Source organism: Candidatus Didemnitutus sp., assembly GCA_019634575.1.
In the GTDB taxonomy this organism is placed as follows: domain Bacteria; phylum Verrucomicrobiota; class Verrucomicrobiia; order Opitutales; family Opitutaceae; genus Didemnitutus.
This window is the reverse complement of sequence record JAHCAY010000001.1, coordinates 2,477,238-2,499,896: the sequence shown is the minus strand read 5'-3', so window position 1 is coordinate 2,499,896 and position 22,659 is coordinate 2,477,238. Positions and strand designations below refer to the sequence as shown.

The 22,659-nt window shown below is 69.1% G+C and carries 10 protein-coding genes; 7 read left to right on the top strand and 3 right to left on the bottom strand.

The features are described 5' to 3' along the window. Positions 1 to 47: 47 nt before the first annotated feature. Complete coding sequence (locus KF715_10570; GenBank protein MBX3737125.1) at positions 48 to 1,121, top strand: alkene reductase; 1,074 nt, start codon at positions 48 to 50, stop codon at positions 1,119 to 1,121. A gap of 254 nt (positions 1,122 to 1,375) precedes the next feature. Here KF715_10570 and KF715_10565 read toward each other — a convergent pair whose 3' ends face one another. After that, positions 1,376 to 1,669, bottom strand: a complete 294-nt coding sequence (locus KF715_10565) for a DUF167 domain-containing protein (protein MBX3737124.1) — start codon at positions 1,667 to 1,669, stop codon at positions 1,376 to 1,378. 445 nt (positions 1,670 to 2,114) lie between these two features. On the opposite strand from KF715_10565, the gene KF715_10560 reads away from it, so the two are divergent. Further along, positions 2,115 to 2,498 (top strand): hypothetical protein, encoded by a 384-nt coding sequence (locus KF715_10560; protein MBX3737123.1) that lies wholly within the window; start codon positions 2,115 to 2,117, stop codon positions 2,496 to 2,498. A gap of 147 nt (positions 2,499 to 2,645) precedes the next feature. On the opposite strand, the gene KF715_10555 is transcribed toward KF715_10560, so the two are convergent. Beyond that, the gene (locus KF715_10555) at positions 2,646 to 3,524 is read right to left on the bottom strand and encodes a hypothetical protein (GenBank protein ID MBX3737122.1); all 879 of its coding nucleotides are present in this window, start codon (positions 3,522 to 3,524) and stop codon (positions 2,646 to 2,648) included. Positions 3,525 to 3,653: 129 nt separating this feature from the next. Here KF715_10555 and xth point away from each other — a divergent pair, with 129 nt between their 5' ends. Both xth and KF715_10545 read left to right on the top strand, forming a co-directional pair. Then, the gene (gene xth / locus KF715_10550) at positions 3,654 to 4,409 is read left to right on the top strand and encodes an exodeoxyribonuclease III (GenBank protein ID MBX3737121.1); all 756 of its coding nucleotides are present in this window, start codon (positions 3,654 to 3,656) and stop codon (positions 4,407 to 4,409) included. Beyond that, positions 4,406 to 4,927, top strand: coding sequence for an SET domain-containing protein-lysine N-methyltransferase (locus KF715_10545; protein MBX3737120.1), 522 nt, complete (start codon positions 4,406 to 4,408; stop codon positions 4,925 to 4,927). Before xth ends, KF715_10545 begins: the two co-directional genes overlap by 4 nt. 15 nt (positions 4,928 to 4,942) lie before the next feature. Here the strand turns inward: KF715_10545 and KF715_10540 are convergent, their stop codons facing one another. After that, positions 4,943 to 5,431, bottom strand: coding sequence for a hypothetical protein (locus KF715_10540; GenBank protein MBX3737119.1), 489 nt, complete (start codon positions 5,429 to 5,431; stop codon positions 4,943 to 4,945). Positions 5,432 to 5,510: 79 nt separating this feature from the next. Between KF715_10540 and KF715_10535 the strand changes: the two genes are divergently transcribed. From KF715_10535 to KF715_10525, 3 genes are all read left to right on the top strand, one after another. Then, positions 5,511 to 6,020: a CinA family protein gene (locus KF715_10535; GenBank protein ID MBX3737118.1), complete on the top strand. Its 510-nt coding sequence runs from the start codon at positions 5,511 to 5,513 to the stop codon at positions 6,018 to 6,020. A 344-nt stretch (positions 6,021 to 6,364) separates the two neighbouring features. Continuing rightward, entirely contained in the window at positions 6,365 to 6,841 is a 477-nt protein-coding gene (locus KF715_10530; protein ID MBX3737117.1) for a hypothetical protein, read from the top strand. Continuing rightward, positions 6,838 to 22,629, top strand: a complete 15,792-nt coding sequence (locus tag KF715_10525) for an immunoglobulin domain-containing protein (GenBank protein MBX3737116.1) — start codon at positions 6,838 to 6,840, stop codon at positions 22,627 to 22,629. The genes KF715_10530 and KF715_10525 overlap by 4 nt, the downstream gene beginning before the upstream one ends. Positions 22,630 to 22,659: the final 30 nt, after the last annotated feature.

Genomic DNA, 22,659 nt, shown 5'->3' with positions numbered 1-22,659 from the left:
GCGCGCCGCGATTTGTTTTTTCGGCGAAGCTGAGCATTTAGTTCGCCATGCAACTATTTTCCCCTCTCCGCCTCGGTGACGTCACCGTGCCGAATCGCATTTTCATGGCGCCGCTCACGCGCGTGCGCGCCGACGAGAACCACGTCGCGTCCGACCTCATCGTCGAGCACTACCGCCAGCGCGCTGCTGGCGGTCTGCTCATTGCGGAGGCCACGATGGTCGATCCGAACGCGCGCGCGTTCGGGCTCGAGCCGGGCATCTACAGCGACGCGCATGCGGCGGGTTGGAAAAAAGTCACCGACGCAGTGCACGCGGCCGGCGGCCGCATGGCGTTGCAGCTCTGGCATCCGGGCCGTGCGACGCACCAGGACCTGAACCACGGACAGCAGCCGGTCTCGTCCTCGAACAAGCCGATCCGTGACGACGTGATCCACACGCCCAGCGGCAAGCAGGCGTATCCCGCGCCGCGCGCGCTGCGCACCGACGAGATTGCGCACTACGTGGAGCTGTTCCGCCAAGGCGCGGTGCGGGCGAAGGCGGCCGGGTTCGACTTCGTGGAAGTCCACGGCGCGCACGGCTACCTGATCGACCAATTCCTGCGCGACGGCGTGAACGACCGCACGGATCGCTACGGCGGCTCGCTGGAGAACCGCGCGCGGTTTCTCTTCGAGGTCGTCGACGCGGTCATCGGCGTGCTCGGCGCGGCGCGGGTCGGCGTGCGCATCTCGCCGCTCGTCGGCTACAACGACATGGCGGACAGCAACGCCCCGGCGCTCGTCGAATACGTCGCGCGCGGCTTGCAGCAGCGCGGCGTCGCGTTCCTGCACTTGCGCGCCGCGAAGCACGATGCGCCCGCCGAGGTCGAGCTCGCGCACATCGCGCGGAAAAATTTCTCGGGCGTGCTCATCCGCAATGGCGGCTACACGCGCGATGCCGCGGAGGCGGATTTGCAGGCCGGGCTCGCGGACGCGGTGGCGTTCGGGATGCCGTTCATCGCCAATCCGGATCTGCCGGCGCGTTTCGCGGCGAACGCGCCGCTCAACTCCGTCGACATGGCGACGCTCTACGCGCCGGGTCCGAAGGGTTACACCGATTATCCCACGCTGGCGTCCGTGCGCTGAAATCGCGCGTGCGAAATCGGCGGGTGGCGCTCCGGTGCCGCTTTCCCGATATCAAGGTAGCCCGGCCTCTCCGAGGACGGGTGTTGCGTTCGCGATTTCCCGCGCCCGGAGGTCGCGGGCTACCTCGCGGGGAAGCGGTGGTCTGAACTCGATGCGCCCGGCGGTCGCAGACCGCCACTACCGGTGGGAGGCGCGGGTCGTCGCGCGGGCGCATCGCGTTGCGCGCGGGTTGCTGCCGGAGCGTGCGCCTCGGTTCAGATCTTGAGGCGGCGCTTCGTTTCGGCGAGGTCGAGACCGTCGATGCGCACGATCTTCTGGCGCGACTTGTCGCCACGCAGGAGTGTCACGGCGCGCCGCGGCACGCCGAGGGTGTCGGCGAGGAATTCGCAGAGCTCCTCGTTGGCGCGGCCTTCGAGGGCGGGCGCGTGGACTTTCACCTTGAGCGCGTCGCCGAGCCAGCCGACGACGGCGCTGCGCGGCGCGTTGGGCACGGCTTTGATTTCGAGCGTGCAGCTCGGCGGTGCAGCGGAGGGAAGGGGAGCGGCCATCGCGCTCTGAGTCGTGGAGGGCGTGCGCACGGTCGGCAAGCCTGCCCGTGTTTTCCCGCGCGAGTCGGGTCGCCGCAAATTTACGCAATACGTAATGAATGTGGGGACGCCACGCGGTGAACCACGCGCGTAGAAACCGGAGCTAAGTGCGGGGCGCGTCGGGAGTTTCCCCGTATTGAGGCGAATAAATGTCATAGCGGGCGGGCGAAATTTCGCGACGACCTGACACCTTTTCGTCACCCGGGGTTGGCACGGCGGCTGCATTTAGGCGGGCAGTTCTTTGGCAGTCAGTCGAGGAGTCAGAGTCATGGTGTTATCACTACCCCGCGTCCCCAAAACGCGGCTTTCGCGCACGAGCGGCCGGAGCGGCCGGCGTGGCGCAAACACCCGGAGAAGCCGGGTGCAGTTGAACAGAGAAAAACCAAACAACGAAAGACACCCTACCATGAAAAACGTGATCAAACTGATCCTCGTTAGCAGCCTGCTCGCCGGTTTCGCTTGGGCGAAGTCGAACGAACAGGCTTACGTCGAGTCCTACGCGGGACGCGCCGATGTGCCCGTGCCGATCTCGGTTGTGAAACCGGTGATCGACCCGAGCTTCGAAGGCGCGGCCGTGCGTTTGAGCTTCATCATCGAAGCGGACGGCACGCCGAAGGAGATTTATGCTCCGGCGGATGCCGATCGCGATTTGGTGAAGCAGCTCGCGAGCGCCGTGGCGCAGTGGAAGTTCAAGCCGCTGACGCGTGACGGTGCCGTGGTGCGCACTCGCGTGATCCTGCCGATCCGCGTCGAAAGCGCGGACGCTGCGTCGTCGGTTGCGCAGCGCTGATACCCCTTCCCCCAGGCCGCCTCCTTCACCGGAGGCGGCCTGTTTGCTTTCGGACGTTGCGAACGTCGCGATCACGCGACCGAGCGAACGAAAAACCCGCGCCCGGAGGTCGCGGGCTACCCAAAGCACAGCGCGGCAACGCGCGCGTTATTTTTTCGGCGTCTGCGCCGTCGGTGCGGCGGGTGCGGGGACGTTTTCCTCGACGACGCGGAGTTCGCCGGGAGTGACCTTGGCGTCGCGGTCGAGGAAGTGCGCCTTGCCGGGCAGCGTCTCGCCGAAATACGGCGCGGCTTTCGCGATCATCTGCGCGGCGATGGCGGAGAACTTCGCGTGGCCGCGCTGCGGCACGGCGATGAAGGTCGTCCATGCGCGCGGGGCGCTGTTGCCTTTCGCCTTCAGGGTCGCGACTTCGAAGGCGTCGACGACGACGAGAAAATAGTCGTCCGTCGGCATCCCGCCGATGAGGCGGTCGGCCATGCCCTCGGCGTCACTGTCGGGATACAGCTCGGTGAGCGTCTGCTCGGTCTGGCGCAGGGCGCCTTCGTCGCCGCCGGCGCGGTCGTCCCACGCCGTCGCCGCGGCGAGCGAGCTGCCGCGTTTGCGCGGGACGAGGCCGTGTTTCCATTCGAGATTTTCCTCGCGCACGAACGGGTCGCGCCAGCGGCGGCCGCCGAAGCTGATGCGGAGCACGAGGTCGACTTTCGTCAGGTCGAAGGTGTTGCGGAGGTTCTTGGTCGCGAGGGCGGGGACGAGGAGCTTGCAGACTTCCTCGTAGCTGAGGTCGGCTTCGTAGATCTCGCCGCGGAGAAATTGATAGAGCTGCAACGGGCGCGCGTCGGCGGGCGGGGGCGGCGCCTCGGTGAGGTCGGCGGGGCGGCGGAACATTTTTTCCAGCACGTCGGGCGGGGTGTGCGCGTAGTTGGCGGCGGAGACGGTGATCTCGTTGGGCGGCGGTTTGGCGGCGAAAAGGGTGGGCGCGGCGAGGGCGCACGCGGCGAGGGCGGGAAGAAAGCGGCGGAGGAGCATCGGGGGTGAATCCGGAAACACGCCGGACGGCGGCACAGTTACGGGATTTCCCCTCGAGCGCAGCCGAAAAACTGTGCGGCGCGGAGGGAAACGGTTTGCGCGGCGCGCGGCGCTCGCGAGCCTACGGGCATGAAATTGCTTTCCTGGAACGTGAACGGCGTGCGCGCCGCGCTCGGCAAGGGCCTGCTCGACTGGATGGGCGCGGCGAAGGCCGACGTCATCTGCCTGCAGGAAGTGAAGGCCACCGCCGGCGACGTGCAGGGCGTCGCGTGGCCGAAGGGCTACGAGCTGGTCTGGAACGCCGCGCAGAAAAAGGGCTACAGCGGCACGGCGCTCTTCGCGAAGACGAAGCCGCTCTCCGTGACGCTCGGTCTCGGCTCCGCGGAGCACGACGCGGAAGGCCGCGCCATCACGGCGGAATTCGCCGACTGCTACGTCGTGGGCGTCTACGTGCCCAACGCGCAGCCGGAGCTCGCGCGCCTCGATTTCCGCCAGGCCTGGGACCGCGCGCTGCTGGCGCACGCGAAGAAACTGGAGAAGAAAAAGCCCGTGCTCTTCTGCGGCGACCTGAACGTCGCGCACGAGGAGATCGACCTCGCGCGGCCGAAGGAGAACGTGGGCAACCCGGGCTTTTCCGACGAGGAGCGCGCGGGCTTCCGCGACTATCTCGCGGCGGGCTTCGTCGACACGTTCCGGCAATTTGAAAAAGGCTCCGGCCACTACTCGTGGTGGACCTACCGGGCTAACGCGCGCGCGAACAACGTGGGCTGGCGCATCGACTACGTGATGGCGTCGGCCGCGCTCTCGCCGCGCCTGAAGCGCGCGTGGATCGAGGCCGACGTGCACGGCAGCGACCACTGTCCAGTGGGTGTGGAGCTGAAATGAGGCCGCGCGGCCTGCCGCGCGCGCCGCGGGCGAAATTGCCGGTCTCGCTCCGGCTGGGCCGCTCGCGGCTGCATGGCGTCGGGGTGTTTGCGCGCGATTTTCTTCCCGCGGGCGAGAGGTTGCTCGAATACGTGGGCGAGCGCATCTCAAAGGCCGAGGCGGCGCGCCGCGAGAAGCGGCGGCAGGCTCGGGCGGCGACCGGCGCCGCGGACGTGTGCGTTTATATTTTCGAACTCAACCATGCCTTCGACCTCGATGGCGACGTGCCCGGCAACCCCGCGCGCCGCATCAACCATTCGTGCGCGCCGAATTGCGAGGCGCAGTCGGATGGCCGGCGCATCTGGATCGTGGCGCGCCGCGACATCGCGCCAGGCGAGGAGCTGACTTACGACTACGGCTTCGCCCTCGCTGACGCGCGCCGGCACCCGTGCCGCTGCGGCGCGGCGGAATGCGCGGGTTTCATCGTCGCGCGAGCGCAGCGGTGGCGGCTGCGCGCCGAAGCGAAAAAATGCCGCTGACGACGGCCAGCGCGCTCACGGTGCCACGAAGAGCGCGGGGAGATCCTTCTTCGGATCGACGAAGCGGATCGCGGTGATCGCGCCGGAATCGTCGAGCGTCAGCACGGTGAGGCGGTCGTCCTGTTGCGGGTAACGGACCAGGAAGTCCTCGGCGTCGGCGAGGAGGATGCGATGCGGGTATTTGCGCATCTTCGGCAGGGCGAAGGCGCGCGCGATGCCGGGCATGCCGTGGATGTTGGCGATGAAGAGGGCGTGGTGTTGCGCGAGGAAGTCGGCCGGTTGCCGTTCGAAAAAGGCGTTGGCGGCCTTGCCCGTGCCCATCACAAAGGAGACGATGACGAGCCGCGCGCCGCCCTCGTAGTTGAAGGGCTTGTCGTGCTGGTCGCGCGTGGAGAACGCGGCCAGTTTTTCCCCGACGGCGTAGGGCGCCGGAGCCGCGCCAGCGTGGGTGAGCACCGGCGCAAGCAGGCACAGAGCGACGAGCAGACGGAACGTGGAGCGCATGGGCGGCACGATGCCCGTCCGCGCGCTGCGGACAACCGGAAAGCTTGCGGGGCGGGATGACGAGGCGCACGGTGCTCGCATGAACATCGCCCGCGCGGAACAGCTGAAGAAATTGCTCGCGAAGAAACCCCGCCTGAAGCTCGCCGCGGCGGAGAGTCTCACCGGCGGCAACGTGCAGGCGCTGATCACGAGCGTGAGCGGGGCGTCGGACTATTTCGTGGGCGGCGTCACGGCCTACACGCTCGATGAAAAAGTGCGCCAGCTCGGCGTGACGCGGCGGCACGCGAAGGCGGTGAATTGCGTCTCGCAGCAGGTCGCCGTGGAGATGGCGATGGGCGCGTGTCAGATGTTCGGCGCCGACCTCGCGGTGGCGACGACCGGCTACGCGGAGCCGTCGGCCAAGCACCGCATCAAGCACCCGATGGCGTGGTGGGCGCTGGTGCACATGCAGCGCGGCGGCAAGGTGGCGGCGGTGTCCGGCACGGTGGAACTGCTCGGTGCGTCGCGACTCGAAGCGCAGCAGAAAATTGCCGAGTCGGTCGTCGGGATGCTGGTGGCGTATCTGGAGTCGCTCGGCGCGGCGAAGTGAGCGAGGGCAGAGCAGGGAAGGGACCACGAGAAATCGGCGGCGCTGAGCGCGTGTGGCGCAGTGTGCGCTCACACTCAGGTTTTCCCTGATGCGCGCGGGGAATTCTCCGGCATTACGGGGTTTTGGACTCGATAGTCGTCAAAAATAGGTAAACATCCTGCTCTGAGTTTAGGTGGGTGCCCCGTTACCTCTTGCACACAGCCCGCCCCGTTTCGCCTTGGCCACCGCGAACACTGTTCTTCGTTCGTATCGCTACGGCGTTGCTCGTTTTGATCGGCTTGGCTCGCGCTGGTGCGACGGATGCAGCGCGCGACCCGGCGGCGGAGGCGAGGACTGCTCCGGCATTGCAGATCACGCGCACGGAAGGGCCAAGTCACATCGTCTGGGGCTTTTTCGAGCCGACCGCCGGACATCGCGTCGCGCGCCTGCAGGTGGCGACGCTCCTGAAGGAATACGGCAAGCAGGGTGTTTTCCGCGTCGCGTGGAAACCGCGCGTCGCCCTCACGGGTGTCGAGCTGCGGGTGACGGACACGTCCGCGTGGCCCGTGGTGGCGCCGCAATTGGCGGACATCCTCGAATCGCTGCGCGCGGGCCGGGAAGGGGCGCGACTCGCCGACGTCGTGGTGATATTCGAGGACACCGGCGCGCGCTTTGCGGCGGCCCGCGCGGAGATCGCGAGCGCCGGAGACCTCTATCTCCGGCAGGTGGAAATGGCGGGCGGCGGGCGCAAGGACGTGTGGCTGCACCTGCGCGGTGCCCACGCCGGCCAGATCGAATTTTTCAGCAATATTCCTGTTTCAACCCCCGTTCCTGAATCATGAACGCTCGTTTCGCGCGCTGGCTTTGCGTTTTTCTCCTTTCCGCCGTCATGGCACGGCCCGCCGTGGTCGACGACCGCATCGCCGAGGGGCGCGCGGCTCTCGCCGCCCACAACCTCAGCCTCGCGCGCTCGAAGTTCACCGAGGCACGCGCCGCGGACGCGACGAACCCGACCGCCGCCGCCCTGCTCGGCCTCACGCGGTGGTTCGCCCTCGTCGGCGATGCGCCGGCGAACAACGTGCTCACCGGCGCCGGTTTCAGCGCCAGCGGGCGCGATCTCTATAATTGGAGCGCGACGCTCGGCAAAAACGCCGCGGGCGACGCGGCGTTGCCGGCCGGCTACAACCTCGAATCGCAGCGCTCGTTCTGGCGCGACACCATCATCCCCACTTCCGCGGCGGCGCGGGCGGATTTCGCGGCGGTGACCGACGATGCCTTCGTGCTCACGTTGACGGCGGCGGAGCTGAACTCCGGCAACCCGGCCGACACCCTCACGCTCGACCGCGCGGACTTGCTCACCTTGCAGGCGGGCCTGCGCGCCTTCGAGATGCTGGCCCAGTCAGCCCTCGGCCAAAACATGAGCGCGGACTACGCGCGGCTGCTGCGCATCGCCCAGGCCGACACGCTGACGTTCCGGCAGGCGATGGATGAGAACCCCGATCTCCTCAAGGCCGGCCCGCTCGAAAACCGCCTCGCGGCCAAGGAGGCGTTACTCGACTTCGTCAACCTCTACCGCCGCGCCTCCTCCGCAGTGCGCGCGCGCCCGGTGGGACTGGATCGCCTGTTCATGCTGGATACGCCGCAGGACCTGTCCAACGAAGCGGACTTCCGCCGCTACCTCGCCCAGCTCGAAAAATCCGCCACCGACTACGTCGAGGTCGACAACGGCGCCGAGCACGTTTCCCTCGCTCCGATGGCGACCGCCGGCTGGTCGATCCGCGGTTCGCTGCCGCCGATGACCAACGGCCGCTTCGATCCGACCGCGATCGGTGACGCTTCGCTCGGCGGTGTGGTGCTCGGGTTGCGCCGCGAGTTCTTCGCGCAGCGACTCGTCGAGGCCGGCTATACGGCGGACCTCGGCTGGAATCTCGTCACGCCCACGCCGTTCAACTCCGGCCTGCAGAAATACGTCTACACCGGCACGCATCATCTCGTCACCGGCTCGAACGGCACCATCGGCCGCTCGGCCGACGGCACGAACTGGACGTTCCAGCAATTTTCCACCGCGGCGGACCTCTTCTCCATCGCCACCAACGGCGGCGGCGTGGTCGTCGCGGTTTCCAACACCCAAGTCTGGCGCTCCGCCGACCACGGCGCGACCTGGAGCCTCGTCCACCGCACTTGGCGCAAGACCGCACCCGACAACGAGGGCGGCATGTTCGGCCTCGTGTGGAACGGCAGCCGCTTCACCGCCATCACCGCCAACGGCTACATTTGGAGCTCGCCCGACGGTCTCGCCTGGACGCGCGGCAACCGCATCCAGCCGGCCACGGTCGGCCTGTCGATCAGCGGCCTCGACTACGACGCCGGCCGGTTTGTGGCCACGGGCACCGTCACCCAGAACAACCTGATTCGCGGCGCGATTTTCACCTCCACCGACGGCACGAACTGGACGCTGGTCTTCAGCGGCGCCTCCAACACCCCCTACCGCACCGCCGCCTACGGCAACGGCCGCTGGGTGGCCGCCGCCAACGCCGGCCGCATCGCCTACTCCACCAACGGCGGCACCAACTGGGCCGAAATCACCTCCGGCAACACCACCGACACCTTCGTCGGCTCCACCTTCGCCAACGGCCAATTCTACCTCGGCGGCTCCCGCTTCGGCACGTCCGCGGACGGCATCAACTGGACCTTCACCAACAACCCCGAACCGGTCACGTTCGCCGACGCCGTGGCCGGCCCCGCCGGTGCCGTCTACCTCCCCGGCAGCGGCGGCGCGCTCTACCGCTACGCGAGCGGCACCTTCACGCGCCTCGACTCCGTCACGACCGGCATCGCGCGCAACGCCGTCTACAACGAGTCCGTCGCCTTCAACGGCAAGATCTACACCACCGGCAGCAACGGCACCATCACCGAGACCTCCGGCAACACCGTCGTCAACCGCACCACGCCGGTCTCGACCGCCCTGACCTGCATCACCGTGCACAACGGCCAGCTCTTCGCCGCCGGCAACGCCGGCACCATCGTCTCCTCCGCCGACGGCGTGACCTGGCAGGTGCGCATCGCCAACGACTCCACCCTCACCACCGCGCCGATCAACGACCTCCTCAGCGCCAACGGCCAGCTCCTCGCCGCCACCTCATCCTTCGTGCTCGTCTCCAGCGACGACGGCGCCACCTGGGCCCGCCGCTCACTGGGCACCAACGCCGGCAGCACGCTCTCCGTCGCCTACGGCGCCGGCTACTACGTCTTCGGCCAGGCCGCCGCCAGCATCAGCGGCGTCAGCGAATGCGCCGTCGTCTACTCGAGCGACTTGGTGAACTTCAACCGCACCGTCCTCGTCACGGAACCCATCGGTGGTTTCGTTTCCAGCGTTCGCCAAGTGCTGTTCCGCGACGGCCAATTCCATCTCCTGCTCACCACCGGACGCGTCCTCCACTCCGCCACTTCCAATCCGAACGACGGCTTCGGCGGCGACTGGGGCACTCTCGGCACGATGATCGGCGGCGGCATCCAATCCGGCACCTTCTACGCCACCACGCAACGCACCGGCGACGAGTCGCGCTCCGGCCTCAACTATTCCTACGACGGCGAAACTTGGGTCCGCACCGAGTTGCCCACCTCGGAATTCATCGCCGGCACGCTCGCCGATCTCGGCGGCCGCCTCTACACCTCCGGCGGCACCTCGATCTATCGCGCCACCAAATCCCTCGCGCGCCCCGGCCCGACCGCCGGCTCCCAAGTGATCATCCCCGCCCGCGTCGGCCAGAGCATCACGCTCGCCGCGCCGATCACCTCCTCCGAGGACCTCACCTACCAGTGGAGCTTCAACGGCAGCGCGATCGTCGGCGCCACCGGCGCCAGCCTCAACCTCTCGCAAGTCGCCGCCGATCAGGCCGGCACCTACACCGTCACCGCCACCGGCCGCGCCACCGGCGCCACCGCGACCAACACCGTCACCGTCCTCGTCGTGGCCGGCAAGCCGACGATCACCCAGCAACCCGCCGGCGGCCTCGCCAAGGCCGGCGGCTCGTTCACCTTCACCGTTGGTGCGGCCGGCACCGCGCCGCTCAGTTACCAGTGGTTCCGCAACAACCAGCCGCTCGCCGCCGCCACTGCGGCGACGTTGACGCTCTCCAGCGTGACCACCGACGACGCCGGCGACTACCGCGTCGAAGTCGCCAACGCCTCCGGCACCGTCATCAGCTCCGACGCGCGCCTCGCCGTCTCGTCGATCGGCACCGCGCCCGCCTTCTGGGAGGACAGCGAGTCGTTCTTCGCCCCCAGCCGACTCATCTCCGACGGCCAGGGCCGCTTCTACGCGATGTGGAACGTCTATGGCCGCGCCCAGGACGTCGTTGGCGGTGTGCACGTCGGCAGCCTCGCTCGCTTCAATGAGGCCACCGGCGCCGTCGACCCGACGTTCGTGTGGGACGAGAAACTCGGCTCGCCGCTCTACCTCTGCGTGCAGCCCGATGGCAAACTCGTCATCGCCACCAACCAAGCCTCCGGCGAAGGCGCCACCGTCATCCGCCTCAACACCGACGGCTCGCTCGACAACACCTTCTCCGCCCCGCGCTTCAGCCGCTCGATCCGCTTCATGCACCTGCAGTCCGACGGCAAGCTCCTCCTCGCCGCCACCGACGGCGTCAGCGACGGCTCGGTCCCGGGCATGGTCATCGCCACCAACCTCACCGTCTACCGCATCGCTGCCAACGGCGCCCTCGACAACACCTTCGCCCCCGTCGACCTCGGCGCCACCGGCAGCGTGTTCTCCCCGCCCAAGACCGACGCGCAGGGCCGCATCTACCTCCTCGGCAGTTTCCAATCGGTGAATGGCACCGTCCGCCGCGGCGTCGCCCGCGTCAGCTCGACCGGCGTCCTCGATTCCTTCGCCGACCCTGCCACGATGCCCGCCGGCTGGAGCCCCAGCACCGTGGGCCGCGCCATCGCGTTCCAGAGCGACGGTCGCCCCGTGATCGTCGGCCGCTTCGCCTACACCATCCGCGGCAACATCAGCTCCAACCCGATCCTCGCGATCCGCTTCAACCTCGACGACACCTTCGACACCACCTTCGCCCAACCTCTCCGCGGCGAGACGCCGGTCAATACCGCCGTCGGCGTCTACGCCCGCTGGATCGAGCTGACCGCCGGCGACAAGTTCTACCTCACCGTCGACCGCGTGATGCGCTTCAACGCCAACGGCACCCTCGACAACACCTGGGCCGCGAACAACACCGGCTATTCCAAGGAGCTCTTCTGGCTCATGGTCAGCCCGACCACCGGCAACCTCTACGTCCCCGACCTAAACGACGTTGCCGGTAACATCCTCGCCCTCACTTCCACCGGCGCGCCCCTCTCCGGCTTCAACGCCGGCGGCTTCGGCACCACCCGCACGCCGGACGACGCCATCCTCCTCGCCGACGGACGCCTCCTCACCGCCGGCAACTTCGATCACTTCGGCGGCACCGTGCAGCCCGGCACCGCGCTCTTCGGCACCAACGGCGTGCTCGCCGGCGATGCCACCGCCTTCCACGACCCCGGCGTCATCTTCACCAACCCGTGGGCCACGGTCTTCCGCTGGCCCGATCGCAGCTTCGGCGTCGTTCGCGCCGAGCTCGGCGACCCCCTCACCGGCGCCGGCAGCAGCGCCCCGCAAGTCAAGCGCTTCAACCCCGACGGCACCACCCGCGCCGGCTGGGAACTCGCCGAGCCGAATCCCTCCACATGGAACTACGCGCCGGCCCCCGATGGCGGCCTCCTGCTCTGGCGCGCCGGCCCCACCGTCACCGACATCATCAACCAGGGCAACAGCGCCTGGATCCGCCGCTACAACCCCGACGGCTCCGCCACCCCGACCAGCTTCGGCGACTTCAGCGCCTTCACGCTCATCACGCGCAACGGCAGCAACGCCATCACCAACATCGAATACGGCCAGATCAACGATCTCCAGGTCGCCGGTGACGGCTCGTTCTTCACCCTCGTCGCCGGCCGCGACGGCAACGTCTCGCTCCGCCGCTACCTGCCCAACGGCAATCCGGACACCAACTACACCCCCGTCGCCCTCGGCACCGCGACCGTCAGCGCCGGCTTCACCTCGTTCCTCTACGATCCGGTGACGAACACGTCCGCCCAATACCCCGTCACCAACTACTCCGCCACCGGCTACCGCCTCCGCGTGCTCCCCGACGGCTCCGCCTACGTCGCCGGCCGCCTCACCGTCGGCGGCGTCTCCCGCTCGCTCGTCAAGTTGACCGCGACCGGTGCCGTCGACGCCACCGTCGCCGACCTCACCCTCGGCTACACCAACTCCACCGGCCTGCCGGCGCGCATCTCCGGCCTCGGCCTCGACGACAGCGCCCGCCTCTACCTCGCCGGCCGCTTCGACTCCGTCAACGGCACCGCCGCCGCCGGCCTCGCCCGCCTCGATGCCACCGGCGCCTTCGACGCCGCCTGGGCGCCCGGCGTGCAAATCGTCGATCCGCTCGGCACCGGCGTCCTCTTCGCCTCGGGCAACGGCTGGCTCCACATCCTCGGCCCCGTCATGGGCGCCGGCGATCTCCGCCCCACCGGCTACAAGCGCGTGCCGCTCACCGCCACCGCTCCCGCCATCATCGGCCAATCCGCCAGCCGCACCGTGAACGAAGGCCAGACCGTGCAACTCTTCGCCGGCGTCTTCGGCGGCGGCGACATGACCTACTCCTGGACCCGCAACGGCACCGCCCTCACCGGCGGCAACCAGCCGTTCCTCGACCTCGGCAAAGTCACCTCCGCGACCGCCGGCACCTACGTGCTCACCGCCACCAACTCCGCCGGCACCACGCAGACCACCGCCATCGTCCTCACCGTTTCCAACCTCCCCGCCATCGACGTCGCGCCCAAGTCCGTCACCGTCCTCGAAGGCGGCGCCACGACCCTGACCGTGCAGGCCAGCAGCAGCCTGCCGCTCACCTACCAATGGCAGCGCAACGGCACCCCGATCGACAGCGCCACCTCCGCCGCGCTCGTGCTGACCAACGTCACCGCCGGCCAGGCCGGCAACTACGCCGTCGTCGTCACCAACGCCAACGGCAGCGCCACCAGCGCCGTCGCCGTCGTCACCGTCACCCCGCTCGCCCCCGCGCCCACGATCACGGCCCAGCCGCTCAGCCAGACCGTTTACAACGGCTACTTCGTCGCGCTCACCGTGGCCGCCACGCCGCCCTCCGGCAGCACGATCACCAGCTACAAGTGGTATCAAAACGGCAACCTGTTCTCGACCTCCAATACCTCCGCCACCAGCCACACCCTCACGGTCAGCGCTCCCGCCAGCGGTGCCAGTGCGGCCTACACCGTCGTCGTCACCTCCACGAACGGCGGCTCCGTCACCAGCGCCACCGCCACCCTCACCGGCGGCAACCCCGCTTACGCCACGTCGACCTTCGCCGGCCTCAGCACCCGCGGCTCCGCCGACGGCACCGGCTCCGCCGCCCGCTTCGCCTTCCCGCAAGGCGCCGCCTCCGACGCGGCGGGCAACGTCTACGTCGCCGATTCGAGCAATCACACCATCCGCAAGGTCACGCCCGCCGGCGTCGTCACCACCTTCGCCGGACTCGCCGGGGCCAACACCATCACCGACGGCACCCTCGCCGTCGCCCGCTTCAGCAACCCGACCGGCGTCATCGTCGCGGCCAACGGCGACATCTACGTGCTCCAGCCCAGCCTGATTCGAAAAATCTCCGGCGGCAACGTCTCCACCTTCGCCGGCTCCACCACGTTCGGCGCCGCCGACGGCACCGGCACCTCCGCCCGCTTCAACAACCTGGCGCGCGGCGTCATCGACAGCTCCGGCAACCTCTACGTCTCGGACACCGGCAACCACGCCATCCGCAAGATCACTCCCGCCGGCGTCGTCACCACCTACGCCGGCACACTCGGCGTCTTCGGCTACGCCGACGGCGCCGTCGGCACCGGTCGCCTCAACAACCCGCGCGGCCTCGCGCTCAAGTCCGACGGCACGCTGCTCATCTTGGACGGCACCAACTCCGCCCTCCGCCTCGCCGACGCCTCCGGCAACCTCACCACGCTCGTCGGCTCGCCGCCGCCCAATAATTTCAGTGGCACGACCGACGCCGTTGGCACCGCCGCGCGCCTCAGTTCGCCTTGGGACATCGCCCTCGATCCTGGCACCGGCGTCGCCTACGTCGTTGACGGACCCTACACCATCCGTCGCATCGCCACGGACCTGACTGTCACCACCGTCGCCGGCTCGCCCTTCCAAATCGGCTTCGCCGACAGCGGCGCGGGCACGAACGCCCGTTTCAATTTCCCGCGCGGCATCGCCTGGATGGGCAACGCCCATTTCGCGATCACCGACATGAGCTCGAACACCATCCGCTCCTTCGGCACCGCCGGCGACGTCTCGACCCTGGCCGGCCTGCCGCCCGGCAGCGCCGATGGCACCGGCACCGCCGCGCGCTTCTTCCTGCCCATCGGCGTCGTCGGCGACGGCAGCGGCAACTTCATCGTCAGCGACTACAGCAACCGCGTCCTGCGCAAAGTGACGCCCGCCGGCGTCGTCACCACGTTCTCGGGCATCGTCTCCACCTCCACCTTTGCGATGGTCGACGGCTCCGCCGCCACCGCCCGCTACGGCGGTCCGCGCGGCCTCGCCCGCCACCCGAGCACCGGCGACATCTACGTCTTCGACTCCGGCAGCATCCGCAAAGTCGCCCCCGACGGCACCGTCGCGGCGTTTGTCGGCTCGAACGCCGGCTCCACCGGCTCCACCGACGGTGTCGGCACCGTCGCCCGCTTCGGCTCGTTCGGCGCGCTCGCCTTCGCCGCCAACGGCGACCTCTACGTCGCCGACGACTTCAATCACATCATCCGCAAAGTGACGTCCGACGGCACCGTCACCACCATTGCCGGCGTGGCCAATTCCTCCGGCAACGTCGACGGCAGTCTCGCCGGCGGCGCCGCCTCCAGCCCGGTGCGCTTCGCCAACCCGCGCGGCATCGCGGTCGATGCCTCCGGCAACATCTTTGTCGCCCAAAATTCCGGCAACATCCGCAAGATCGATTCCGCCGGCAACGTCACGACCCTCACCGGCACCTACAGCTCGCTCAGCAATATCGACGGCGGCCCGCTCGGCGCCCGCCTCGGTTCGCTGCAATCGCTCACGCTCGGCGGCGACGGCAACCTCTACGTCGGCAGCGGCGGATGCATCTACCGCATCGATCCCACGACCGGCGTCGTCACCACGTTGCTCGGCTCGGTGTTCACCTCCGGATTCCTCGACGCCTCGGGCGGCGCCGCCCGCGTCGACTCGGTCACCGGCCTCAGCGTCGCCGCCGACGGCACGATCACCTTCGTCGACTCCAACAACGGCATCATCCGCCGCGCCGTCACCGCGCCCGTGATCAGCTTCACGACGCAACCCGCGAACCAGACCGCCGCCACCGGCGCGAACGTGACCTTCACCGCCGCCGCCACCGGCCTCAGCGGCATCACGTATCAGTGGACGCGGAACGGCGTCGACCTCGTCAACGGCGGCAACATCTCCGGCGCCACCGCCGCGACGCTCACCCTCTCCAGCGTCACGCTCGGCGACGCCGGCAGCTACGCCGTCCGCGCCAGCTCCGGCAGTTCGGTCGCCGTCTCCAACTCCGTCACCCTCACCATCGGCGCCGCCGAGGCGAACGACAACTTCGCCAACGCCACCGCGCTCACCGGCACCAGCGGCACCGTCTCCGGCAACAACTCCACCGCCACCGGCGAGACCGGCGAACCCACGCACTTCAGCAGCACCTTCAACGCCGCCTCCTCGCTCTGGTATGCGTATCGCCCCGTCGCCAACGGCGTCGTCACCTTCGACACCATCGGCAGCTCGTTCGACACCGTCCTCGCCGCCTACACCGGCAGCGCCGTGAACAACCTGGCCTTCCTCGTCCAGAACAACGACACCGCCGGCAGCACCGCCAGCCAGATCACGTTCCCGGTCACCGTCGGCACCACCTACTACGTCGCCGTGGCCAGCAACACCAGCACGCGCGGCGCCTTCGTGCTCAACTACTCGCTCAGCGTCGCGCCGCAGCCCAGCGCCGCCGTGGTCGGCTCCGGCCAGAGCGTCTCGCTCAGCGTCGTGCCGAACGGCGCGCTCAACCCCGCCGTCACGCAACAATGGCGCCGCGATGGCGTCGACCTCGCCGGCGCCACCGCCGCGACGCTCGCCAATCAAACCCTCGCCGGCGTCTACACCGTCGGCTTCGCCCAAGGCGGCGCCCTCGACTACTCACGCACCGAAGCCGTCGCGCTGCTCACCGTCCCCGCCGGCGGCGCCAGCGCCACCGACACGTTCACTGGCACCGGCCTCTCCGCCGCGTGGAATTCGACGCCGCTCACCAGCATCCCCGACACCGACACGGCGTTCAACATCAACGACCGCCTCGAGTTCGCCACGCCCAACAGCTTGCCTCCGGTGGTTTATCGCCAAGCCGATCGCGCCGACACGCTTCCCCTCGACCGCAACTGGTCCGTCGCCGTCCGCACCGCGATGAACCCCAGCGCGCTCGCCAACATGCTCGGCGCCGGCTCCGTCCGCGAAACCGGTTTCTCGCTCGTCGCCACCAACACGGTCGACGCCAACGACTATCACCGCGTCGTCTTCCGTTACCGCAACGACGCCGGCACGCCGCGCTTCGAACGCTACATGCAGACGACGACCAACGGCGCCGCCGCCGCCGCGGCCGGCGTGACCACGCTCGCCAACAAGAGCGCGCTGCTCCGCTTCGATTACGATGCCGGCACCGGCGTGCTCACCTCCTCCGTCTCTTCGGGCGGCAGCAGCTTCGCCACCGTCGGCACGTTCAACGTCCTCAGCACCTGGGCCCTCAATCGCGCCGGCGCGATCCGCATTGGCCTCCGCGGCGGAGCCGAACTCGTCAGCATCCCCGCCGCCGCCGTCTGGGCCGACGACTATGTCCAGGTGATCTCGCCCGCCCCCGGCCCGGTCATCGCCACGCAGCCCGTCAGCGTCACCGCCGCCGAAGGCTCCGGCATCACGCTCTCCGTCGGCCTCTCCGGCACGACCGCCGGCACGCCGACCTACCAGTGGTTCAAGGACGGTGTCGCCATCGACGGCGCGACCAGCAGCAGCTATTCCGACGTCGCCGCGGCCGGTTCCTACACCGTCGCCGTCACCCTCAACGGCCAGACCGTCACCTCCGCCGCCGCCGTGGTCACCACCACGCCCTCGGCTCCGGTCTTCGGCACGATCGGCAACATCTCCTCCATCTTCGGCGCCGGCGGCTACGTGCTCCCCGCCGGCAGCAGTTCCTACCTGCAGACCGGCGTCATCGCCGGCAGCAGCCCGGTGAGTTACCAGTGGAACTTCAACGGCACCCCCATCCCCGGCGCCACCGGCCCGACCTACTACCTGCCCAACTGGCAATCCGCCCACGCCGGCGCCTATTCGGTCACCGCTTCGAATTCCGTCGGCACCGTCACCAGCCCGGAGGAAACCTTCTGGATCACGCCCGAAGGCGGCTGGCGCTGGCGCAACCCCACGCCCACCGGCAACGGCGCCACGCGCGTCGCCTACCTCAACGGCCAGTTCCTCCTCGGCGGCATTCGCGGCACCTTCATGGTCTCGCCCGACGGCCTGAACTGGACCACCCGCCAAGTCCCCGCGCAGAACAACCTGTTCAACTTCCAATACACCGCCGGCCGCTACGTCGCCATGGCCAGCCTCAACGCCATCTTCACCTCCCTCGATGCCGTCGTCTGGACTCCGCGCACCACCGGCATCAACGGCGGACAGACATCCTTGCAGGACATGGTCGCCGGCAACGGCCGCATCGTCGCTCTCGGCGTCGGCGGCGTCACCGCGGTCTCCACCGACGGCGGCCTCAACTGGACCATCGGCAACCTCGGCAACGGCGCCACCGATACCGTCTTCGGCGCCACGTTCACCCTGAATAAATTCTGGGCGGTCAGCGGGGCCAGCGGTCGCGTCTTCTCCAGCACCGACGGCGCCACCTGGACCTCCGTCGCCACGCCCGCCGCCAGCCTCCAGGGCCTCGCCTACGGAGCCAGCCGCCTCGTCGCGGTTGGCGCCGACGGTGCCATCGTCACCTCGCCCGACGGCACCAATTGGACCCTCGCCCAATCCGGCACCACCAACCAGCTCCTCGGCGTCAACTTCGTCAACGGCCGCTTCGTCGCCGTCGGCTCCTTCGGCACCATCCTCACCTCGCCCGACGGCCTCGTCTGGACCCCGCGCAGCGCCGCCGGCAACCAGAGCAACCTGCAAAACACCGCCTACGGCAACGGCCGCTACGTCATCGCCGGCCAGAGCGGTAACAGCGGCCGCGTCATCCTCACGTCCCCCGACTCCGAGAACTGGTCGATCCTCACCGGCGGCCCCACGCAGAACAACCACCTCCTGGGCGTTAGCGCTTCTTCCAACACCGTCGTCACCGTCGGCGCGTTCGGCACGATCCTCAGCTCGACCGACAAGGCCACGTGGACGAACCGCACCACCGCGAACACGAACCAGCTGAACGACGTTCACTACACACTCGGCAAGTTCATGGCCGTCGGCAACAGCGGCTCCATCATGACCTCGACCGACGAGGGCGCCACCTGGACCTGGCACAGCCTCAGCGCCGTCCTCGGCACCACCGGCCTCAACGGCGTGCGCTACTCGCCGCTCGTCTCCCGCTGGATCGTCGCCGGCGGCGGCGGCGGCATCTTCACCGCGGCGGACGGCGCCACCTTCACCTGGACCCGCCAGACCACCGGCACCTCGCAAAACCTCCGCAAGGTCGCCGTCTCGGGCAGCCTCCACGTCGTCGTCGGCAGCGGCGGCACGATTCTCAGCTCCGCCGATGCCACCACCTGGACGCTCCGCACCTCCGGCACCACCTCCCAGCTCAACGACGTCGCCTTCGGCAACGGCACCTGGGTCGCCGTCGGCAACACCGGCACGGTCGTCACCTCGAGCGACGCCACCACCTGGACCGCCAAGCAGCTCGGCGTCTTCAACCTCACCAGCGTCAACTACCTCAACGGCGCCTTCATCGCCACCGGCGGCTCCAACGCCTACTTCACCTCCACCGACGGCGTTACCTGGACCGGCCGCACCACCGGCGCCGCCGATCAGCTGAACGATAACGTCATCTTCGCCGGCGAAGTCGTCGGCGTCGGCAACTTCGGCACCATCCTCACCGCCGGCACGCCCGAGATCGCCGGTGGCGGCACGATCAACGCCCCCGCGAATTCGCCCGTCACCCTCAAGTTCGCCGTCGGCAACTCGCCTCTCCCCGTCACCTACACCTGGACGAAGGACAACGGCGCCTACGCCGGCCCCAACTCGCCGGTGCTCACCTTCGCCTCCGCCACCGGCGCCGACGCCGGCGTCTACCGCGTCACCGCGACCAACGCCTTCGGCTCCGCCACCAGCTCGCCCTACACGCTCTCGCTCAACGTCGCCGTCGCCATCACCGGCCAGCCCACCCCGCAAACCGCCCTCGTCGGCGGCAGCGCCGCGTTCAGCGTCACCGCCACCGGCACGCCCACGCCGACCTACCAGTGGCGCCGCAACGGCCTCGATCTCCCCGGCGCGACCAGCTCGACGCTCTCGTTCACCAACCTGCACCCGAACGACGCCGGCCAGATCTCCGTCGCCGTCACCAACGCCTCCGGCACCATCGTCAGCAACGTCGTCGCACTGACCGTCAACCCGCTCGCGCCCGTCATCCAAGGCCCGCTCTCCGCCTTCGCCGTCGCCGGCGCTCCGTTCCTCTACCAGATCAACACGAACGCCACCGCCGCGACCTTCGGCGCCACCGGCCTGCCCGCCGGCCTCACGCTCGCCACCGCCAGCGGCGTCATCTCCGGCACGCCGACGCAAACCGGGCCGTTCAACGTCTCGCTCACCGCGACCAACGTCACCGGCTCCGACACGCAGACGCTCGCGCTCACCGTCCAGCCGCCCGCGCCGGTCATCACCAGCCCGGCCTCGGCCTCGGCGCGCGTCGGCCAGGCGTTCAGCTACACGATCACCGCCGCCAACTCGCCGACGTCGTTCCTCGCCTTCAACCTGCCCGCCGGCCTCTCCCTCACCGGCGCCACGATCTCGGGCACGCCCACGACCGCCGGCTTCTACGCCGCGCAAGTCAGCGCCGCCAACGCCACCGGCATCGCCTCGCAAGGTCTCTCGATCCAAGTCCAACCGCCGCTCGATGCCCCGGTCTACTCCGGCCCCGCCAACGTCAGCGGCACCGCCGGCGCCAGCTTCACCTTCACGCCGAACTTCGGCGCCGGCGTCGCTTCGTGGGCGCTCGTGAATCTCCCCGATAGCACGCCCTCCGCGCTGCCCACCGGCATCACGCTGAATCCGACCACCGGCGTCATCTCCGGCACCACGACGCAAAGCGGCACCTTCCGCATCGCGCTTCAAGCCACCGCCGGCTCCGGCGCGACCACCACGCAGGTGCTGACCTTCACGTTCAACCCGCCCGCCAGCGCGCCGCTCGTCACCAGCAGCGGCTCCGCCGTCGGCACGGTCGGCAGCCTGTTCAGCTACACCATCACGACGAACCCCGCTGCGACGACCTTCGGCGCCACCGGCTTGCCGGATGGCCTCACGCTGAACACCGGCACGGGCGTCATCACCGGTTTCCCGACCGCTCCCGGCATCACCACGGCGACGCTCACCGTCGGCAACTTGACCGGCTCGTCCACGACGCCGTTGACCATCACCGTCAACTCCTCGTCCAACGCCCCGATCATCACCAGCGCGCCCGTCGCCACCGGCACGGTCGACGTCGACTTCGCCTTCAGCCTTACCGGCAGCAACTCGCCGACCAATTTCGCGGTCACGAGCGGCTCGCTCCCGGCCGGCCTGCTCCTCAACGCCGCCACCGGCGCCATCACCGGCAAGCCCACCGCGCCCGGCCAAGTCAAAGTCTGGGTCGCCGCCTCGAACGTCGCCGGCGGACGCGGCCCCGCGGTCGAAATGCTCTTCGACATCGCCCGCGCGCTGAACGTCCCGGTCATCACCTCCAACGGCACCGCCGCCGGCCAGGTCGGCCAACCGTTCCGCTACCAGATCACCGCGACCAACACACCCACCGGCTACGCCCTCACCGGCACGCTGCCGGGCGGACTCTCGTTCGATTCCGCCACCGGCGTCATCTCCGGCGTCCCGAGCGCTGAAACCGCCACGCCCGTCAGCGTCACGCTCGGCGCCTCGAACGCCGACGGCGCCAGCGCGCCGAAGACGCTCTCGATCACCATCGCGCCCGCCCCGGCCACGCCGCGCATCACCAGCGCGCTCGCCGCCAGCGGCCGCGTCGGCGTCGCGTTCACGTATCAAATCACCGCCTCCGACACGCCGACCTCGTATTCGAGCGACGCGCTGCCGGCCGGTCTCGCGCTGAACGCCACCACCGGCGCCATCACCGGCACGCCGACCGCCGCCGGCGCGTTCCCCGTGCAAATCCGCGCCGCCAACGCCGCCGGTCTCGGCCAAGCCTCGACGCTCACGATCAACATCGCCTCGCCGCTCCTCGCGCCCGCCATCACCAGCGACGCGACCGCGAGCGCGAAGGTCGGCGTGTTGTTCAGTTATCAAATCACCGCCACTGGCGAACCCACGAGCTACAACGTCACCGGCACGCTGCCCGCCGGCCTCGTGTTGAACACCACCACAGGTCTCCTCAGCGGCAACCCCGCCGACAACCCCGGCCTCTACACCGTCACGCTCACCGCGACGAATGCCACCGGCACCAGCCAGCCGCAGTCGCTGCTGATCAACATCGCCCCCGCCGACGCCACGCCGGTCATCACCAGCTCCGCCACCGCCGTCGGCCAGGTCAACGTGCCGTTCAACTACCAGATCACCGCGACCAACGTCCCGGCCACGACGCCGTTCCCGCCGTCGGTGTTCCTCGACGCCGTCAACCTGCCGCCGGGCCTCGCCGTGAATCCGTCCACCGGCGTCATCCAAGGCACGCCGAGCGCCGCCGGCACCTACACCGTGTCGCTCGTCGGCATCAACGCCAACGGCACCGGCGCCCCGCGTTCGCTCACCATCACGATCTCGCCCGCCGCCACTGCGCCCGTCATCGGCGGCTCGCTCGCCGTCAACGCGCAGGCCGGCACGGCGTTCTCGTATCAGATCGTCGCGACGAACAACCCGACCTCCTTCGGCGCCCTCGACGCGCCGGTCTGGCTCAGCGTCAACACCGGCACCGGCCTGCTCTCCGGCACGCCCACCGGCCCCGGCACCTACACGATCCGCCTCACCGCCAGCAATTCCGGCGGCACCAGCAACGAGGCCGCGCTCTCTCTCACCGTCTACGCTGCGCCGAACACTCCCGTCATCACCAGTGGCAACAGCGCCGCCGGACGTGTCGGCCAGGTCTTCAGTTACCAGATCACCGCCAGCAACTCGCCGACGAGCTACGTCGCGACCGGCCTCCCCGCCGGTCTCACGTTCGACGGCGCGCTCGGCACGATCTCCGGCACACCGACGACGTCGGGCACGTTCACCGTCACGATCTCCGCCGTGAACGCCAACGGCGAAGGCAACCGCGTGACCCTCACGATCACCATCAGCCCGAGCCTCAACATCGTCGGCTGATCCCTCCCTCTCCTCCGCGTTTCTTACCGC